Origin of the sequence: Micromonospora sp. NPDC047548 (assembly GCF_040642975.1) — a bacterium.
Lineage (GTDB): Bacteria > Actinomycetota > Actinomycetes > Mycobacteriales > Micromonosporaceae > Micromonospora.
Genome location: NZ_JBEYTI010000032.1, coordinates 35709 through 50746, shown reverse-complemented (window position 1 = coordinate 50746; position 15038 = coordinate 35709). Strand labels below are relative to the sequence as shown.

At 70.9% G+C, this 15038-nt stretch carries 17 protein-coding genes and 3 pseudogenes; 6 read left to right on the top strand and 14 right to left on the bottom strand.

What is annotated here, in order from left to right; all coding sequences use genetic code 11:
- Positions 1–28 precede the first annotated feature (28 nt).
- The 6 genes and pseudogenes from ABZ807_RS25225 to ABZ807_RS25200 form a co-directional block, all read right to left on the bottom strand.
- On the bottom strand, positions 29–256 hold the full coding sequence (locus ABZ807_RS25225; RefSeq protein ID WP_357162723.1) for a TM2 domain-containing protein: 228 nt from the start codon (positions 254–256) through the stop codon (positions 29–31).
- A gap of 130 nt (positions 257–386) precedes the next feature.
- Positions 387–926 carry a DUF1697 domain-containing protein gene (locus tag ABZ807_RS25220; protein WP_357162719.1) on the bottom strand — a complete coding sequence of 180 codons (540 nt, stop codon included), beginning with the start codon at positions 924–926 and terminating at the stop codon, positions 387–389.
- A gap of 109 nt (positions 927–1035) precedes the next feature.
- Positions 1036–1170, bottom strand: a pseudogene (locus tag ABZ807_RS25215) (IS5/IS1182 family transposase); the annotation flags it as partial.
- Between the two features lie 76 nt (positions 1171–1246).
- Positions 1247–1333 (bottom strand): annotated as a pseudogene (locus ABZ807_RS25210) (IS5/IS1182 family transposase); the annotation flags it as partial.
- A 49-nt stretch (positions 1334–1382) separates the two neighbouring features.
- Positions 1383–1988, bottom strand: a pseudogene (locus ABZ807_RS25205) (response regulator transcription factor); the annotation flags it as partial.
- Positions 1985–2905, bottom strand: coding sequence for a sensor histidine kinase (locus ABZ807_RS25200; RefSeq protein WP_357162716.1), 921 nt, complete (start codon positions 2903–2905; stop codon positions 1985–1987). The pseudogene ABZ807_RS25205 and the gene ABZ807_RS25200, both read right to left, overlap by 4 nt.
- Here ABZ807_RS25200 and ABZ807_RS25195 point away from each other — a divergent pair.
- The 5 genes from ABZ807_RS25195 to ABZ807_RS25175 all read left to right on the top strand — a co-directional run bounded on the left by ABZ807_RS25195 (position 2892) and on the right by ABZ807_RS25175 (position 6908).
- The gene (locus ABZ807_RS25195) at positions 2892–3092 is read left to right on the top strand and encodes a hypothetical protein (RefSeq protein WP_357162713.1); all 201 of its coding nucleotides are present in this window, start codon (positions 2892–2894) and stop codon (positions 3090–3092) included. The genes ABZ807_RS25200 and ABZ807_RS25195 overlap by 14 nt on opposite strands.
- Positions 3093–3164: 72 nt before the next feature.
- Positions 3165–4610: a serine hydrolase domain-containing protein gene (locus ABZ807_RS25190; protein WP_357162710.1), complete on the top strand. Its 1446-nt coding sequence runs from the start codon at positions 3165–3167 to the stop codon at positions 4608–4610.
- Positions 4611–5568: 958 nt separating this feature from the next.
- Entirely contained in the window at positions 5569–5880 is a 312-nt protein-coding gene (locus ABZ807_RS25185) for a hypothetical protein (protein WP_357162707.1), read from the top strand.
- A 196-nt stretch (positions 5881–6076) separates the two neighbouring features.
- A complete protein-coding gene (locus ABZ807_RS25180; protein WP_357162704.1) occupies positions 6077–6433 on the top strand; it encodes a hypothetical protein in 357 nt (118 codons plus the stop codon).
- A gap of 136 nt (positions 6434–6569) precedes the next feature.
- Positions 6570–6908 (top strand): Imm51 family immunity protein, encoded by a 339-nt coding sequence (locus ABZ807_RS25175; protein ID WP_357162701.1) that lies wholly within the window; start codon positions 6570–6572, stop codon positions 6906–6908.
- Between the two features lie 213 nt (positions 6909–7121).
- Here the strand turns inward: ABZ807_RS25175 and ABZ807_RS25170 are convergent, their stop codons facing one another.
- Positions 7122–7856: a hypothetical protein gene (locus ABZ807_RS25170; RefSeq protein WP_357162698.1), complete on the bottom strand. Its 735-nt coding sequence runs from the start codon at positions 7854–7856 to the stop codon at positions 7122–7124.
- A gap of 287 nt (positions 7857–8143) precedes the next feature.
- Between ABZ807_RS25170 and ABZ807_RS25165 the strand changes: the two genes are divergently transcribed.
- The gene (locus tag ABZ807_RS25165; RefSeq protein ID WP_357162695.1) at positions 8144–9412 is read left to right on the top strand and encodes a pectin acetylesterase-family hydrolase; all 1269 of its coding nucleotides are present in this window, start codon (positions 8144–8146) and stop codon (positions 9410–9412) included.
- A 539-nt stretch (positions 9413–9951) separates the two neighbouring features.
- Here the strand turns inward: ABZ807_RS25165 and ABZ807_RS25160 are convergent.
- From ABZ807_RS25160 to ABZ807_RS25130, 7 genes are all read right to left on the bottom strand, one after another.
- Positions 9952–10338, bottom strand: coding sequence for a hypothetical protein (locus ABZ807_RS25160; RefSeq protein ID WP_357162692.1), 387 nt, complete (start codon positions 10336–10338; stop codon positions 9952–9954).
- Positions 10335–11267, bottom strand: a complete 933-nt coding sequence (locus ABZ807_RS25155; protein WP_357162689.1) for an AAA family ATPase — start codon at positions 11265–11267, stop codon at positions 10335–10337. Before ABZ807_RS25155 ends, ABZ807_RS25160 begins: the two co-directional genes overlap by 4 nt.
- 136 nt (positions 11268–11403) lie before the next feature.
- Entirely contained in the window at positions 11404–11913 is a 510-nt protein-coding gene (locus ABZ807_RS25150; RefSeq protein ID WP_357162686.1) for a hypothetical protein, read from the bottom strand.
- Between the two features lie 71 nt (positions 11914–11984).
- Positions 11985–12500, bottom strand: a complete 516-nt coding sequence (locus ABZ807_RS25145; RefSeq protein ID WP_357162683.1) for a heme-binding protein — start codon at positions 12498–12500, stop codon at positions 11985–11987.
- A gap of 40 nt (positions 12501–12540) precedes the next feature.
- A complete protein-coding gene (locus ABZ807_RS25140) occupies positions 12541–13266 on the bottom strand; it encodes a hypothetical protein (RefSeq protein ID WP_357162680.1) in 726 nt (241 codons plus the stop codon).
- 2 nt (positions 13267–13268) lie between these two features.
- Positions 13269–14048, bottom strand: coding sequence for an ABC transporter permease (locus ABZ807_RS25135; protein WP_357162677.1), 780 nt, complete (start codon positions 14046–14048; stop codon positions 13269–13271).
- On the bottom strand, positions 14045–14944 hold the full coding sequence (locus tag ABZ807_RS25130) for an ATP-binding cassette domain-containing protein (protein WP_357162674.1): 900 nt from the start codon (positions 14942–14944) through the stop codon (positions 14045–14047). Before ABZ807_RS25130 ends, ABZ807_RS25135 begins: the two co-directional genes overlap by 4 nt.
- Between the last annotated feature and the right edge of the window lie 94 nt (positions 14945–15038).

Here is a 15038-nt window from a genome sequence, read left to right as displayed (position 1 = left end):
GATCCCGACCCCGCCGACGGCGCTCGGGTCACTTGGCGAGCGGCTGGCCCTGCTTGTCGCGGAACGCGCCGACCAGGATCATGATGAAGTCGATGAAGGTCCAGATCCCGAGGCCACCGAGGGTGACCAGCTGCAGGATGCCGGTGCCGACCTTGCCGACGTAGAACCGGTGCACGCCGAGCACACCGACGAAGAAGCAGAGCAGCAGGGCGACAACCCAGGACTTCTGGGTGCCGACGGAAACAGGAGCGGTCACTGCGGTCCTTTCACAAATGAAACAGTCGCGGGAGCGTATCGAGGGGCACCGACGGAAAGCAAGATCGAAAAGTCCTGATCGGCCGGACGGACGAGCAGCCCGGACCGATGTGGTGCCCCGGCGGCCCCGGTCAGGCCGCTGTCAGGTCCCGCAGCGCCCGGACCGACTTCCAGTTGCGGGTCGTGGCCACCACCCCGAACTGCTTCTCCAGGTAGGCGTTGGTGAACTTCGACCGGCCGTACCCGCCGTCGGGGAAGTGCAGGTGGACCTCCCGACCGGCCACGGTGAACTCGACGTTCTCGCCGCCGGGCACGGTCAGCGCCGCCACCTTCGCCTTTGCTGGCACCGTGGCCAGGAAGGCGACCAGCAGCCGGGTCGGGTCGTCCTGCCGCCCCGCGTACGGGCTGGCGTCGACCACTGCCGCCAGCTCCGCGCCGCTGCGTACCAGCACCGGCACGGTCAACCCCAGCTCGCCGGCGAGCGCCTGCTCGATCCCCTTCGCCAACTTCTCGGTGTCGGCGGAGCCGCTGCCGAACACGACGTTGCCCGACTGGAGGTAGGTCTGCACGTCGGCGTGACCCAGGTCGGCGACCAGGCGGCGCAGGTCGGCCATCGCCAGCCGGGTGGTGCCGACGTTGACGCCGCGCAGCAGCCCCGCGTACCGGATCATGCCGGCTCCCCGGCTGCGTGAGCGGTCGGGATTTCCACACTGGCCACCGAGCCTCCTCACCCGTCTACGTCTGGTGCCGCCCAGCCTAGGCCGTGTTTCCTAGCGGGGGTCAGAGCCATGCGTTGATCGCGGCGAGGTGGAGGGTGGCCTGGTAGCGCAGGGCGCGCTTGTCGAACCTGGTAGCCACGGCTCGGTGGCGTTTGAGCTGGTTGATGCCGCACTCGACAGCGTGACGCTGTCGGTAGACGTGGGTGCGCGCGAATCGCGGCAGATCCGGATACCGGTGGAAGCTGCAGCGACTGCGTGTGGATCGCGTCATGCGCGGGGGCGGCCAATGCCTCGATGCCGTCATGCAGGTAGTCGTAGGCGGTTGACTTGCCGATGCGGTTGTCGCGGGCCAACTGGCTCTCCAGACACGTCGGCCAGACCGGCTTCGTATCCAGCGATCACCAGCTGGGCGCGGTCGCGGGCGGCCAGCTTCGTGAGCAGGTTCCCGATGTGGGTCTTGAGGGTGCCGCGGCTGACGTGCAGCACCGCCTCGATCTCGGAGTTGGACAGCCCGCGGGTGATCAGTGTGAGGACGTCGCGTTCGCGCGGGGTCACGCTGTCCAGCGAGCGGCGGGGCGCGGTCCGGCGGAGGGAGGCGGCGATGAGCCGTCGGGTGACGCTCGGAGCGAGCAGCGCGTCGCCGGCGGCGACCGTGTGGATCGCGTCGATCAGGCGGGCCGGGGTGATGTCCTTGAGGACGAAACCGCTGGCACCCGCGTGCAGCGCCCGATAGACGTGGTCGTCCAGGTCGAAGGTGGTGAGCACGAGGACACGTGCGGCGGGTGTCTCGGTGGTGATCCGAGCGGTGGCGGCGATGCCGTCGAGGTCGGGCATCCGGACGTCCATGAGCACGACATCGGGCCGGCGAGCGGCGGCGAGCGCGACGGCTTCACGCCCGGTGCCGGCTTCACCGGCGACGCTTAGGTCCGGCGCAGCTTCGATGAGCGTGGCGACCGTGCGGCGGAAGCGGGGATCGTCGTCGGCCAGCAGGACGCGGATCGGCTCGCCCGTCATGCCGGAAGCGGCAGGGTCGCGCGGACAGCGAATCCGCCGGCCGGTTCGGGGCCGGCGGACAGGCTGCCGCCGTGCATGGCGACCCGCTCGCGGATGCCCAGCAAGCCGTGCCCGGAAGGGTTCTCGCCGCCCGGCCCCGCACCGTCGTCCACGACTGCCAGCGTCAGCGCGTCGGATGCCACGGTGACGGTGACCCGGCAGTGGGTGGCGCGGGCATGGCGGCGCACGTTCGTCAGAGACTCCCGCAGGATCTGGTACATGGACGCCCGTACACCGGCCGGAACAGACGACAGGTCCCCCTGGTCGATCGTGATGTCGACACCGGCCGCCCGGGTCTGGTCGACTAGCCCGTCGAGATTGGCCGTGGACTCCGGATCTGCGCGCAGATCCTCCAGGACCATGCGGATATCGTTCAGTGCTGTCCGGCTGACCTGCTCGATCATGCGCAGTGCGGCCTCCCGCTCGGTGCCCAGGTGGTTGGCGACCGCCGCCTTCATGGCGATCAGGCTGAGATTGTGGCCGACGACGTCGTGAACGTCCCGGGCGATGCGGAGCCGTTCCTCAGCGATCGCGCGTGCGGTGTGCAACTCCGCGAGTTGTGCGACGTGTCGGCGCCGGATACGGCGGCTCCAGGCCAGTGCCCATGTGGCGGCGATGACCGTGATGCTGTAGACGGCCACGGTCAACGGTGCCGTCGTGAATGACTCCACGTTGCCGCGGGGCGCGACGATCGGCAGCCTGGCGGTGAAGGCGTCCACCGCACCGGGCACCAGGACTCCGCCGAGCGCACCGGCGAGGCCCCAGGCCGCGGCCCGCGCCGAGGACACCGCGACCGGGTAGAGCGCGAACGCCACCGCGTACACCGCGACCTCGGTACCGACCCCGACGACCAGGCTCGCAGCGGTGGCCAGCGCCACCACCACGAACGCCGGGACCGGCCAGCGTCGCCGCATCGCCAGCGGTAGCCCCAGGAAGCTGGCCAGGCACCACACCCACCATCCCGAGATCGGCCGCAGCAGCACGACCGCGGCCATGACCGCAGCCGCGGCCGTTGCGTCGAGCGCGATCAGCGGCCATCGCCGGAACACCATTGATGCAGCGTAGCGACGGAGCGCGGCGGACGCTTCGGACCACGGTCCGATGCGGGACGACGGGCACATTCCCCAGGCTTGGGCGGTGCTCGTTCATGCCCTCATCGCGCTAGCTCTCGCCGTACCGGCGATCCCCGTCTCTGTTCCCGCTCGCGGACCCGTGGTCGACGCCGCCTCGATCGACGCCGTCGTGCGCGCGTATCGTGACGCGACCCGAACACCCGGGGTGGCGGTGGCCGTGACCCACGGTCGCGACGTGGTGCACACCGCCGGTTACGGGCGCACCGCCGACGGCGCGGCCGTCACCGACCGCACAGTCATGGCGGTCGCCTCACTGAGCAAGTCCATCACCGCGCTTGCGATGATGCAGCTTGTGGACGCCGGACGGGTGCGACTGGACGCGCCGGTGCGCGAGTATCTGCCGGAGTTCACGATGGCCGATGACCGGGCGGCCGCAATCACCGTGCGGCAGTTGCTCCACCAGACCTCCGGCCTGTCCGACACGACGTACCGGTCGTTCAGCGGGCCTGCGCTGCACACGTTGCAGGAGGCGGTCGCGTCGATGCGCACGGCGCACCTGGCGGCCGAGCCTGGCACCCGCTTCGAGTACCACAATCCGAACTACCAGGTCGCCGCCCGGCTTATCGAGGTCGTCAGCGGCCAGCCGTTCGACACGTACCTGAAACAGCATGTGTTCGACCCGCTCGGCATGGCCGACAGCAGCACCGGCGACACCGCCGACGACCTCCCCCCGAGTGGTCGCGGCCACCAGATGATCGCGGGCATTCCCGTCGCCCTGCCCGAACCACCCGCCTTCGGCAACGGGTCCGGCGGCGTACTGAGCACCGCACGCGACCTGGCCAACTGGCTCATCGCCCAGAACGACCAGGGCCGCGGCGTCGACGGCACGCCGGTCGTCTCATCGACCGCCATCGCCGAAATGCGCCGCCCGCCGACGGGGAGCTCCTACGCCCTCGGCTGGTATGTAGAAACGACCCCCTCGGGTGTGCCCCTGGTCGAACACACCGGCGGCCTGATCACCATCACCGCATACCAGGCGCTGCTCCCAGCGACCGGGTACGGTGTCGCGGTCCTGGCGAACAGCGGCAGCCAGTACGGTGACGCGGCAGACCTCGGCGCCCAACTCATCGACCTGATCGAGGGCCGACCGGTGTCGGCGCAGACGTCGCCGACGCCGCTTATCGTGACCGATCTCGTACTCCTCCTACTCGCCGTCGGCGTCGTGGTCCTGGCTGTGCGCGGGGTCCGGCGTTCGCGCCGGTGGGCCGACCACCGCCGGCCCGGCCCGGCCGCCGTGGCCCGGCTGGCGCCGTATCTGCTGACGCTGACGCTGACGCTGACGCTCCACCGGGTGGTCAGCTTCCTGTACCGCGGCCAAGACATCTCGTGGCTGCAGACCGTCTACCTCTACCCGGCCTTCACACTGCTGCTGGCGGTCGGGGCGCTGGCGTGCCTCATGGTCGTCGCCGCACGCCTGATCTGGTGGACCCAGCCCGACCGCGCATCCTGACGCCGACCCGCTGCCGGGCAGCCAGGACACCACGTCGTACGTGGCACCGGGGAACGGGAGTTGGCACACGCAAGGGTGTGCGTGCCCCGTGACGAAACGCCATGATGTGTACCGGTGCTGTCAACCAGGTGGCAGCAGACCGCGCGGTGAAACCTAGGAGCCGCTGGCGCGCCAGACGCTGAGCTTTGGAGGCGTATGACGTGCACGACACCCCGCTCGGCGACGGCTCATGGCTCACCGTCGGTGGAGACGGCCGTCCAGTACGCCACAGCATTCGAGGAGTGCCGCTGGATTGAGCCAGCCGCCTGAGCGGGGTTACTTGCGGTTGTCGGCCAAACGTCATCGGCCATGATCAGATGCGCGCTCATCGGCAGATCCGGTCGCTCACCGACGAAGGTCAGCGCCCGGACTGCGGCTACTCCGCACCACGAGTCCCGAGCGGTCAAGTAACCCTGCGCAGCGCTCGGATTGCGGCAGATGTGCGTGTTGCGGGCGGCGCGCATCAATTCGGCGGGCAGGCCAGAAAGCCGGTTGCCGCTGACCGTGACAGCGGTGACGATCTCCCGCGTAGGCAGGATCTGGCGGATGGCCGAGGGGTGATGCTGAGGTGGTTTACCGCCTGGCCGAGTACCGGTGGCCGGTACGTGTCAGCACGGTCGGGTACCGGAACCACCAGTACCGTGTCGTCCGCCCCGCCCGAGTCCCCGGTCTCGCAGGGCTCTACGAAGGGCACCTCGGCGCACAGTTTTGTCTCGACAAGCAGACGGCGACGATGTTCGCAATGGCGTGGGGTCTGGCCGGTCGGTCGCCGCACAGCATCGTCTACCTGCCGCTACGTGCCGCTACCACGCCCGGATGCGGGTGGGGGCGGCCACTCGACCTGGTGTTGCTCCATCACCGTCTCGCGTTGCCGCCGTCGAGGTGGAAGCAGGTCCGCGCCCGCTTGGATCGCGGAGCGGTGGACACGGTCACCTTGCCTGCCGGCGCTTGGCCGAAGCGGCCGGTCGCCGACCATCAACGATCCTGGTACCGCGAGTTTCGCGACGACCTCCGGTGGGAAGTCGCCGCCGACACGTTGATCCTGACCGGCAGCCGGGAGGCGTTCGAGCTACAGGCAGACGATGTCCGCGGGCTGGCCGAGGAGTGTCCAGCGCATCGTGCCCGGACTCCCGACACGCACTGCTGCGCCGAGATCGTCATGGGCAGAACCCGGCACCACCCCGACCGGCGCTACCCCTTCGCAGAACTACACGCCGAATACTGCCGATGAACGCGTCCCCGCAGTTCGCCCGGCCGCGCATGACCAGCGGCAGTTGAGTACGCCTTGACTACGGGGTCGTCGGTGGTCCCGTAACCTCATGCCGGCGCGGGCTCCCGATTTGCCGTTGCCTGGGTACGCTCTGGCCTTGACGGTCTGTCGCGAATTCCGCTTCCGCGGTGATGGCGCGGCCGCCTATCCTCGCGCCATGGCCAGGATCCGCAAGCGGAGGATTCGCGTCGACGATGTCGATTACCGATGGATGGTCCGTCACGTCGACCCCGGTCACGTCGTAGTCAAGGTCTGGCATATCGCAACCAGGCGGGGCACCCAATTGGAGGTCCGGGTGGCCTTCGACGACCCGTGGCTCAACTATGGACCGATCATCACCGCGCCTTCGGACCGGGTGGCCGAGGTGTTCGCCCTGGCCCCGGTCACGCCGCAGTTGGTCGCGGGACTGATCCAGGCGGCGCTCCCCGCAGGCTGGCAGGTTCATGGTGACGGCGGGCCGCTGCGCTTCATGCTCACTCGGGACCGTGAACGGCTGGAGCCCGTGCCCGGGTGACTACCCAACTGACAGGCACGTGACGCGACCACGCGGAACGCGGCATGAGTGAGCGGATGTGCCGCGTCAGGGGTTCCTGCGGTCGAGAGGGCAGTGCGAACTTGTGGCAGTCGCACCGGCCTGCCACCATCCGCTGATGGATTCGATCGACGTGACGGAGGTTGCGCCCGGTGAACATCGCCTCTACCTGGTGGCCGGGACCACCGACGTGGATGACGTGATCTCCGAACTCGGCCACGAGCCCAACGGCGCCTTTTGGGAAGGGATCGTCGAACTGCTCGTCATGACTGAGACTCCCGCCCTTGACGGGCGCTTCTCGTCCGATGCGGAGGCCGGTGCCTTCCTCGCCTACAGCAGCGATCGCGCCGCACTGGACGACCTGGCCGTCCGGCTGCATGCGGTTGCGGCCGACGGCAGTCGTGTGCGGCAACTCGTGGAACTCGCCAAGACTCACGGCTTCGAGTTCGACGACTGAACCGGCAGGATCCGCCGCTGCATCCTGAAGATTCTTCGGCACTACCGGGCGGCTTCGAACGCCCGGCCAGCGGCAGAAGCGGACGTCCAACACCCTTGCCAGTCTTCTGCCGAGCGCATCCCGTCAGGCTTACCGGTCGCACGAGGTGCCGGCGGGCACATCTGACCACCGCCACCTCGCCGGCGAGTGCGAGGGAGCCGGTGTCCGTCGTCGTCAAGGGTGGGATCCCGTCCTTACCGTGGTCTCGGCGGCGGCCAGCAGGGTCCTGAGCCGGGTGTGCGGGAAGTGCTCGCCGGTTTCCGTCGGCGGTGTCACCCGGGTGCTGTAGAAGTCGGTGTCGTGGTCGTCGTCCTGTTCGGCCCACGCGTTGCCTGCTTCGTCGTGGCGCCAGACCACCTTCTGGCCGCGGAAGTCGGCGCGTTCGAGCCAGTCGGCGCCACTGGGCCAGTAACCGTCCCAGTCCGGGGGCCGTAGTGCGGCGTACGCCGCGTTGACGCTGGCAACGGCACGGTCCACGTCGTCGTCGTCGAAGACCGCGGTGAATCGGCACAGCAGAGTCATCGGCACCCCGGGGTGGGTCAACTGCGGGTCCCGCACAGCGATCGCCTGGCAAATCAGATCGAGTTCCGACCAGCGCAGCGCGTACGGGTGCCAGTGCGCCAAATCGTCCCAGCCCAGTTCGGCCGGCTCGGCGGAGTCGGGACCGGTGATGCCGAACTCGTACGCGCCGAGCCGGGTGTCGACGCCGAGCAGGACTCGGTGACCGCCTCCGACGTCGAAGGCGACGTCGAGCGCCGTGTCCTGCTCGTCATCGTCATCGTCATCGTCGAGCAGGTCTTCGAGGGCGCCGAGCCGGTCGGCGCCCGGGCCATCCTCCGCGGCGAAGGTGTACCGCGCCCAGAACACCGGATCGTGCAGAGACTCGCGCAGGGATACCGGAATGCTCACCGCGGAATCATCGCCCGCCGGCACGACATCCGTGAGGCCGGGCCGGCTGCCGTGACCGAATGCACCCGGATACTTTCCGCTCGTCCGCTCGTCGGCACAACCGATCGTCCGCGCAGCCCACGCTCGCTCGGCGGCATGTGCGGATGTTGGCGTGGGCGCCGGTGCTGGCGATGTGGCGCGCGGTGGGGGAGGGCGCCGTGCGGACTACATCGGAGGGATGACGCGGGCCGGAGAATACATCCGGTGACCGATGTGCCGCCGAGGGGGTCTGCCTAACCTCATGTTCCATGACCGAATACCTGAGCCGTCGAGGGATCGCCGTGCTGCTCGCCGTGGGCGTGGCGGTGTCCGCCGCCGCCTGCGACGACGCGCCGACCTCGACCAACGCCGTCGCCACAGCCTCCGCCGGCGCCCCTGACCAGGCGGCGGCGCTCGCAGACGCGAAGAAGTTCGCCGCCTGCATGCGTGAGCAGGGCATCACCGACTGGCCCGACCCGACGGTCCAGCCCGACGGCGGCATCTCGCTCGGCATGCCCGCTCAGTCGGACTCCAAGGTGAACGCGGCGCGCGACGCCTGCCAGCACTTCCTCGGCACGGCCGGGCCGAACGCCGCACCGCACGCCGACCGCGACGACGCCGCCGCGGCGGGCTGGGAGACAAAGACGCCGGGCGGCGACTGCGAGTGCGCTGACGGGTCGAAGTACAACTTCTACGTCCGGACCAGCGACCCGAAGAAGCTGGTGTTCTTCCTGGACGGGGGCGGGGCGTGCTGGTCGGCCGCGACGTGCGCGAAGGACAGCGGCAACCAGTACCAGACCACAGTCGAGCCGCCGGACCAGGGCGGCATCTTCGACGCCAAGAACGCGCGCAACCCGTTCGCCGGTTACTCGTTCGTGTACGTCCCGTACTGCACGGCGGACGTGCATCTCGGCGACGCCGACACGACGTACGCCCCCGGGCTGACCATCCATCATCACGGGTACGCCAACGGCACCGCCGCCCTCGCCCAGCTGGTCAAGTCCTTCCCGCAGGCCACCGACGTGGTCGTAATCGGCGGCAGCGCCGGCTCGGTGTCCGCCCCGCTCTACGCGGGCCTGGTGGCCGATCGCCTGCCCACGGCACACGTCACGTCGATCTCGGACTCGTCGGGCTCGTACCCCGACGTACCCCAGATGAACAAGGTCCTGACCGGCAAGGCCTGGAACGCGAAGGCCCTCCCCGCCGACCCGAGTATGCCGGGGTTCTTCATCGCGACCGCCGAGCGCCACCCCGACATCGTCTTCGCCCGCATCGACCACTCGCAGGACGAGAACCAGAAGTTCCACCTCACGCTCGCCGGCACCCCGTCCGACGACGTCGCGACGCTGCTCCGGACCACCGAGGCGCAGATCGAGAAGGCCGGCGTAACCCTGCACACGTACACGGAACCCGGTGACGACCACATGGTCGTGGACAACGAGGATTTCTACACCGAGAATGTGGATGGCGTGGCTCTGTCAGACTGGGTCGCCGGGCTGGTCGCCGGGAAGCCCGCAGCCGATGTCGGCCGTGGCTGACCATTCGGCGAACCCCTTCGCGATGCTCTGACCTTTACCGGGCCAGTCTGGCCGCGTGACAAGAATCAACGACCAATCTGGCCCTGTGATCGTCACCGCCCTCGAAGCAGGTCCGCGATGGTGTCAGCCCGCCAGCGGACCTAGGTGGACCGGAAATCGCGCACTTGCAGGTTTACGACCCCATGTACCAGCTGACCGGGCTCATGGTTTGGCGGCCCGGCGAGGACACCTTCGCTCGCCTCGATTGGTCGTAACTACGACGCGCTGTTCTCGGCAGATGCGGAAGCCGAGCGGCTCGCGGTACTCGGGGGCATCCGCCACGTACGGTTACCGACCGTGGCCGTCGCCAGAGCCCACAGTCGGCAAGGTGGCCGATCGCTGGAGGCAGGCCGACCTGGTGCAGGGTCTGCGCTTCGAGCCGTACCTGGCTTTGTACTTGTGCCGGTACGCCGACAACGCGCCGACGGCCCAGGCCAGGGCTTACTGGTCAGCCCGCTATGAAACACGGCCTAGGCCTCGCGTCCCCGCTCGGCACCGCCTCAGAGTTGGCGGACGGCGGCGGAGTTCAGCCGGAAGCCGACCGTCCGGTCGACGAGCCGGTCCACCAGTTCGGCCTTGCGCAGCCCGGCCACGCCGCGCAGCCCCAGCCGGGCCGCCAGCGCCCGCAGGTCCTTCGCCGGCCACGGGGTCAGGTACGCCGTACCGTCCGCCCGGCTGGTCATGGCGGCGAGCGCCGTCACCGCCCCGTCGAGATCGGCGGCCGGGTGTGGCGCCGGCGGCCCGGCGGCGGTGACGGGAGGCGCGACGGGCAGGACCGCCAGCCGGGCGCGGCCCTCGGCCAGCGCCGCGACGTCGGCGGCCGGCAGGTCGGCCAGCAGCTCGGCGACCCGCGTCAGCACCGAGGCGGCGAGAGTGCCGTCGGTCACGCCACCACCTCCGCCGGTTGCAGGTGCGCCATGAACTCGGTGGTGATCTGGCGCAGCTCCTCCTGGACGGCCGGCGCCGTCACCCGGTTGCGCAGCACCGCCGGCACGCCGCGCGGGGTGTTGGCGGCGAACAGCGTGACGTTCTCCCGCAGCATGGTCGGGAAGACGGGCAGGCCGAGCTCCCGCACCTGGTCCATGTAGCCCTGGTGGGCGGCGATCGGCCGCTGCGCCATCAACTGGATCATCGTGAAGACCACCCCGGCGATGCCGGGGGCCACCTTGTGGTGCCGGCGGATGGTGGCGAACCGCCGGGAGTCGGCGTTGTACCGGTCGACCAACTCCCGGACGTTGCCGCAGAGGTAGTCGATGCCGAGGGTGGAGAGGTAGTCGGCCTTCGCGGGGATGAGCAGGTGGTCGCTGGCGATGATGGCGGACTGGGTGACCACGTTGAAGTTCGGCGGGCAGTCGATCAGCACCAGGTCGTAGCCGCCCAGCGCCTCGTCGTGCAGCCCCTCGGCGAGCGAGCCGCGCACCCGGAACAGCTCCACGTCGTACTCGTCGCCGTCGGCCACGCCCCGGGCCAGCGCCAGGTCGATGTCGGTGAGGCCGAGATGCGAGGCGATCAGGTCGAGTCGCCCCGCGCCGGTGAGGTGGGCGTTGGCCGGGCCGGGGGAGACCACCAGCTCGCCCAGGGGCACCGCCGGGGTGTCCCCGCGCAGCCCGTCGTACCAGCGCTTGACGGTGCGCCCGTCGCGCAGCCGCTCCCGCCAGTCGTCGGGGTCGTAGAAGCTGAAGGTCAGGCTGGTCTGCGGATCGAGGTCGATCAGCAGCACCTTCATCCCCCGGTTGGCCAGCTCCGCACCGAGGTTGGCGGTCAGGGTGGTCTTGCCCACCCCGCCCTTGTAGTTGATCACGGACACCACGTACATGCCGCCGGCACCTCCCCAGACGGGAACGGTAGCGGGCCGGGTGGATCGGCAGTAGACCGCCCATGACGGAAGCCGATACCGTCGGCCGATGCGACCGGTCAAGGCCAGGAAGGATCAGGCACCGGGTGCGCCGGGGTCAGGACTCCCGGTACGCGGGCAGGCCCAGCGCGGATCGGACCTCGTTTGCCTCCCGGGAACCGCTGTGTGCGGCGGCTGCCCGAATCTCGCGCATCAACTCCTCGGGGCCCGTCGTCCGTCCCGCCCGCCGCCAGTGCTCCAGCGCCATGTCGTTCTCGGCGAGCAGCGACGCCATCGGCGCCCGGGCCTCCACCGGCCAGGGCGTCTCCCGCAGCCCGACCGTGTGGGTCGCGTTCTTCGTGGCCACCTCGGCGGCCAACTCCCGTACGGTCCGCCACGGCTTCCCGGCCTTCGTTGCGTCCTCCAGCTTCTCCAGCGCCACGTTGTACGGCCGGACGATCCGCAGGTAGCGCTGCTGCGCCTCGGCCCGGCCAAGCGGAGCTGGAGTGGTCGGGCCGGCGGCCGTGCCGCCCCGCCACGCGGGCACCTGCTCCTGCCGCTCCGTCCGCTCGCCGGCGCAGCCGGTCAGGACCATGAGCAGGGCAAGTGTTGTCGTCCAGCGACGCACGGGGCGGTCCTCCGGGTGACGGGGGCGGGAACACCGGAGTGTAGGGCGGTACGGCCTTCTCCGCGGCCCGGTCACTCGGCGACCGGAAGCACCACCTCGTTGCGGCGCAGGAACCAGGGCTTCCACGGCGGGTCGAAGCGGGCGTAGCGGATCCCATCGACAGGGGTCAGGCCCGCCGCCGTGACCGCCCGGCCCAGCGCGGTGGCCCGCTGGCCGAACGCCTTCTCGCTCCACCGGCCGGAGAAGCGGACGGCGGCGGCGAGCTGGGCGGGGATCTCCCGGACGGTGATCCGGGGATCCTCCGGCTCGGGTGCGGTGGCGGCGGTGAGCGCGGCCGGCAGCACGAACCGCACCAACCAGCAGCCGGGCCGTTCGCCCTCCTCCTGCACCACCGGCGCGGTCATGCCCACCTTCCGCCGGGACCGGTTCGCCCCGGAGAGGTACGCGGCCAGCGGCCGGAACGCCGCGTTACCCGCCTCGAGGAACGCCCCGTCGACGCGCATCTCGGCGGCCAGGTGGGCCGAATACCGGCGCAGCTCGAAGCCGGGGTGCCTGGCCACCACCCGGTACGGCTGCTGCTCGGTCATCGACCACGCTCCCGGGCGTCAGGGCTCCTCCCCAGCCACGCTACCGTCCGTCACCGGTTTCCTCCCGGTGAAGCGGAAGCCGGGCCAGCCGCCAGTACTGACGCCCGTCCTCGTCGCGCACCACCACCCCGAGCCGGGCCAGTTCCCGGCGCAGGTCGCCCGCGTCGTCCCGGCGGTTCGCGTCGACCGCCCGCTGGCGGGCCCGCAGCAGCGCGTCCCCGCCGGCCGGCAGCCCCGGCAGCCCGTCCACCCACCGCCGGTACGCGTCCCGGTGCGGGTCGGCCTCCGTCCACGGCCAGCCCTGCCCGGTGAACGCGGCGCGCAGCCGCTCAGCGCCCAGGTCCGACTTCTCCCGGGCCAGTTCCGCGCCGTCCGGGTCGAGCAGCACCAGCGCCTTCCCGTCGACGAAGACGGTGGCGACCGAGGCCCGCGCGAGGTCCCGGCCGTGGCCGTCGCGGTGCAGCCGCACGCCGATCCGGTCGACCGTCACGGTGAGCCGTTCCCGCGTCCCGACGTACGCGACGAGCAGGCCGGCCAGCGCCGGCACCGCCATTCCACCAGCGAACGCCTGCTGTTCCGGCAGCCCCGCCAGCAGCACGAACCAGTGCTGGAACGGCACCCACGGCAGGTCGGCCAGCCAGCCGGCCACGACGGTCAGCGCCGCGCCCAACCCCGCGCCGAGCAGCGGGAACCCGGCCCACATCACCACCAGCTCCCCGACTCCGCCGTCGACGACGATGGCGTCGCCGGGCCCCTCGGCGCGCACGGTCACGCCACCTCGCGCCGCAGCGTGCGCACCAGCCCGGCGGCGAGCGGCACGGCCACCCAGACCAGCAGCGACACCGCGAGGCGCCCCCACTGACCGGCGGTCACCTCGGGGCCGAACAGCGGCTCCATGGTCGCCGAGGTGTCCAGCCAGCGGGCCAGTCCGCGTAGCGCCGCGACCATCGCGGCGAGGATGGTCCACACCGTGGGCAGCAGCAGGTAGGACACGATCGCCAGCGGGGTGTTCAGCAGCAGCAGGCCGAAGGCCGCGCCCATCAGCACGTTGGCGACCTGGAGCACGGCCGCGTGGAGCAGCAGGGACCAGTCGAAGGCCCAGCTGCCCGCCCCGCCGGTGACCTGGGCGACCAGCATGCCGACGGTGGCCACCGCCAGGCTGACCACCACCGAGGCCAGCGCGGCCAGCACCAGCGCGGCGAGCTTCGCGACGACCACCCGCTCCCGTCGCGGCACCAGCGCGAAGGTGGTCAGCGCCGTGCGCTGCGACCACTCGGCGGTGATCGACAGGATGCCCAGCACCGGCAGCAGCAGCCCGATCGGCAGCAGCGACGGGGTGAAGAACCCGGTGAAGGTCTGCGCGTCGTCGTCGAGGACGAACAGCTGCACGGCGACGATGGCGGCGGCGATCAGCCCGATGGCGGCCAGCAGCCAGCGGCCGGCCCGGGTGTCGGCGAGCTTGCGCAGCTCGACCCCGGTCAGCCGGGCCAGCGATGGGCCGGCCGGGGCGGGGCGGACGGTGAGGGCGGGTGCGGTGGTGGCGGTCACTTGACGGCCTCCTTCGTCGACGTGCCGGCGGTGAGGGTGAGGAAGAGCTGTTCGAGGCCGCCACTGCCGGCGGGGCGCAGCTCGGTCAGGACGAGACCGGCATCCGCGGCGGCCTGCCCCACCGCGTCGGCCTCGGCCCGTACCACGAACCCGCCGTCGGTGCTGGCGGTGGCGGGCAGGCCGGCCCGGTCCAGGGTCAGCCGCAACGCGCGCGGGTCCCGGGCGCGGACCAGGGTGCCGGCACCGGCCAGCAGTTCGTCCTTGCCGCCCTGGGCGACGATCCGGCCCCCGCCGATCACCACCAGGCGGTCGGCGACCGCCTCGACCTCACGCAGCAGGTGCGAGGAGAGCAGCACGGTGCCGCCCCGGTCGGCGAAGTCGCGCAGCAGGCCGCGCATCCAGAAGATCCCCTCCGGGTCCAGGCCGTTCGCCGGCTCGTCCAGCACCAGCACCCGGGGGTCACCCAGCAGCGCCAGCGCCAGGCCGAGCCGCTGCCGCATCCCCAGCGAGTACGCCCCGACCCGCCGCTTCGCCGCCGCCGCGTTCAACCCGACCAGGTCGAGCTTGGCGGCCACCTGCCGCCGGTCCACGCCCATCGTCCCGGCGGCCAGGGTGAGCGCCTCCCGACCGGTCCGCCCCGAATGCTGCGCCGAGGCGTCGAGCAGGACGCCGATCTCCCGCCCCGGGTTGGCGAGTTGCCGGTAGGGGCGGCCGGCGACGGTGGCGCCGCCCGACGTCGGCGGGGTCAGCCCGCAGATCATCCGCATGGTGGTGGACTTGCCGGCGCCGTTCGGGCCGAGGAAGCCGGTGACCGTGCCCGGCTCGCAGCGGAACGAGACGTCGTCAACGGCGGCGTGCGGGCCGTACCGCTTGGTGAGGTGTTCAACCGTGATCATGCCGTTGAGCCTGCCGGGGCCACCCGGCGCCGCGCTGCGGCCGGTGGTCGAGAGCCGGGTACACCTGTGGCCACGGCGGTCGTCGACTTTGGTA

Bases quoted from the DNA above. Each gene is read 5' to 3' on its own strand.
- ABZ807_RS25220 (WP_357162719.1), bottom strand. From the start codon at position 926: ATGATCCGGTACGCGGGGCTGCTGCGCGGCGTCAACGTCGGCACCACC.
- ABZ807_RS25180 (WP_357162704.1), top strand. From the start codon at position 6,077: ATGGCCAGGATCCGCAAGCGGAGGATTCGCGTCGACGATGTCGATTAC.
- ABZ807_RS25175 (WP_357162701.1), top strand. From the start codon at position 6,570: ATGGATTCGATCGACGTGACGGAGGTTGCGCCCGGTGAACATCGCCTC.
- ABZ807_RS25165 (WP_357162695.1), top strand. From the start codon at position 8,144: ATGACCGAATACCTGAGCCGTCGAGGGATCGCCGTGCTGCTCGCCGTG.
- ABZ807_RS25155 (WP_357162689.1), bottom strand. From the start codon at position 11,267: ATGTACGTGGTGTCCGTGATCAACTACAAGGGCGGGGTGGGCAAGACC.
- ABZ807_RS25145 (WP_357162683.1), bottom strand. From the start codon at position 12,500: ATGACCGAGCAGCAGCCGTACCGGGTGGTGGCCAGGCACCCCGGCTTC.
- ABZ807_RS25130 (WP_357162674.1), bottom strand. From the start codon at position 14,944: ATGATCACGGTTGAACACCTCACCAAGCGGTACGGCCCGCACGCCGCC.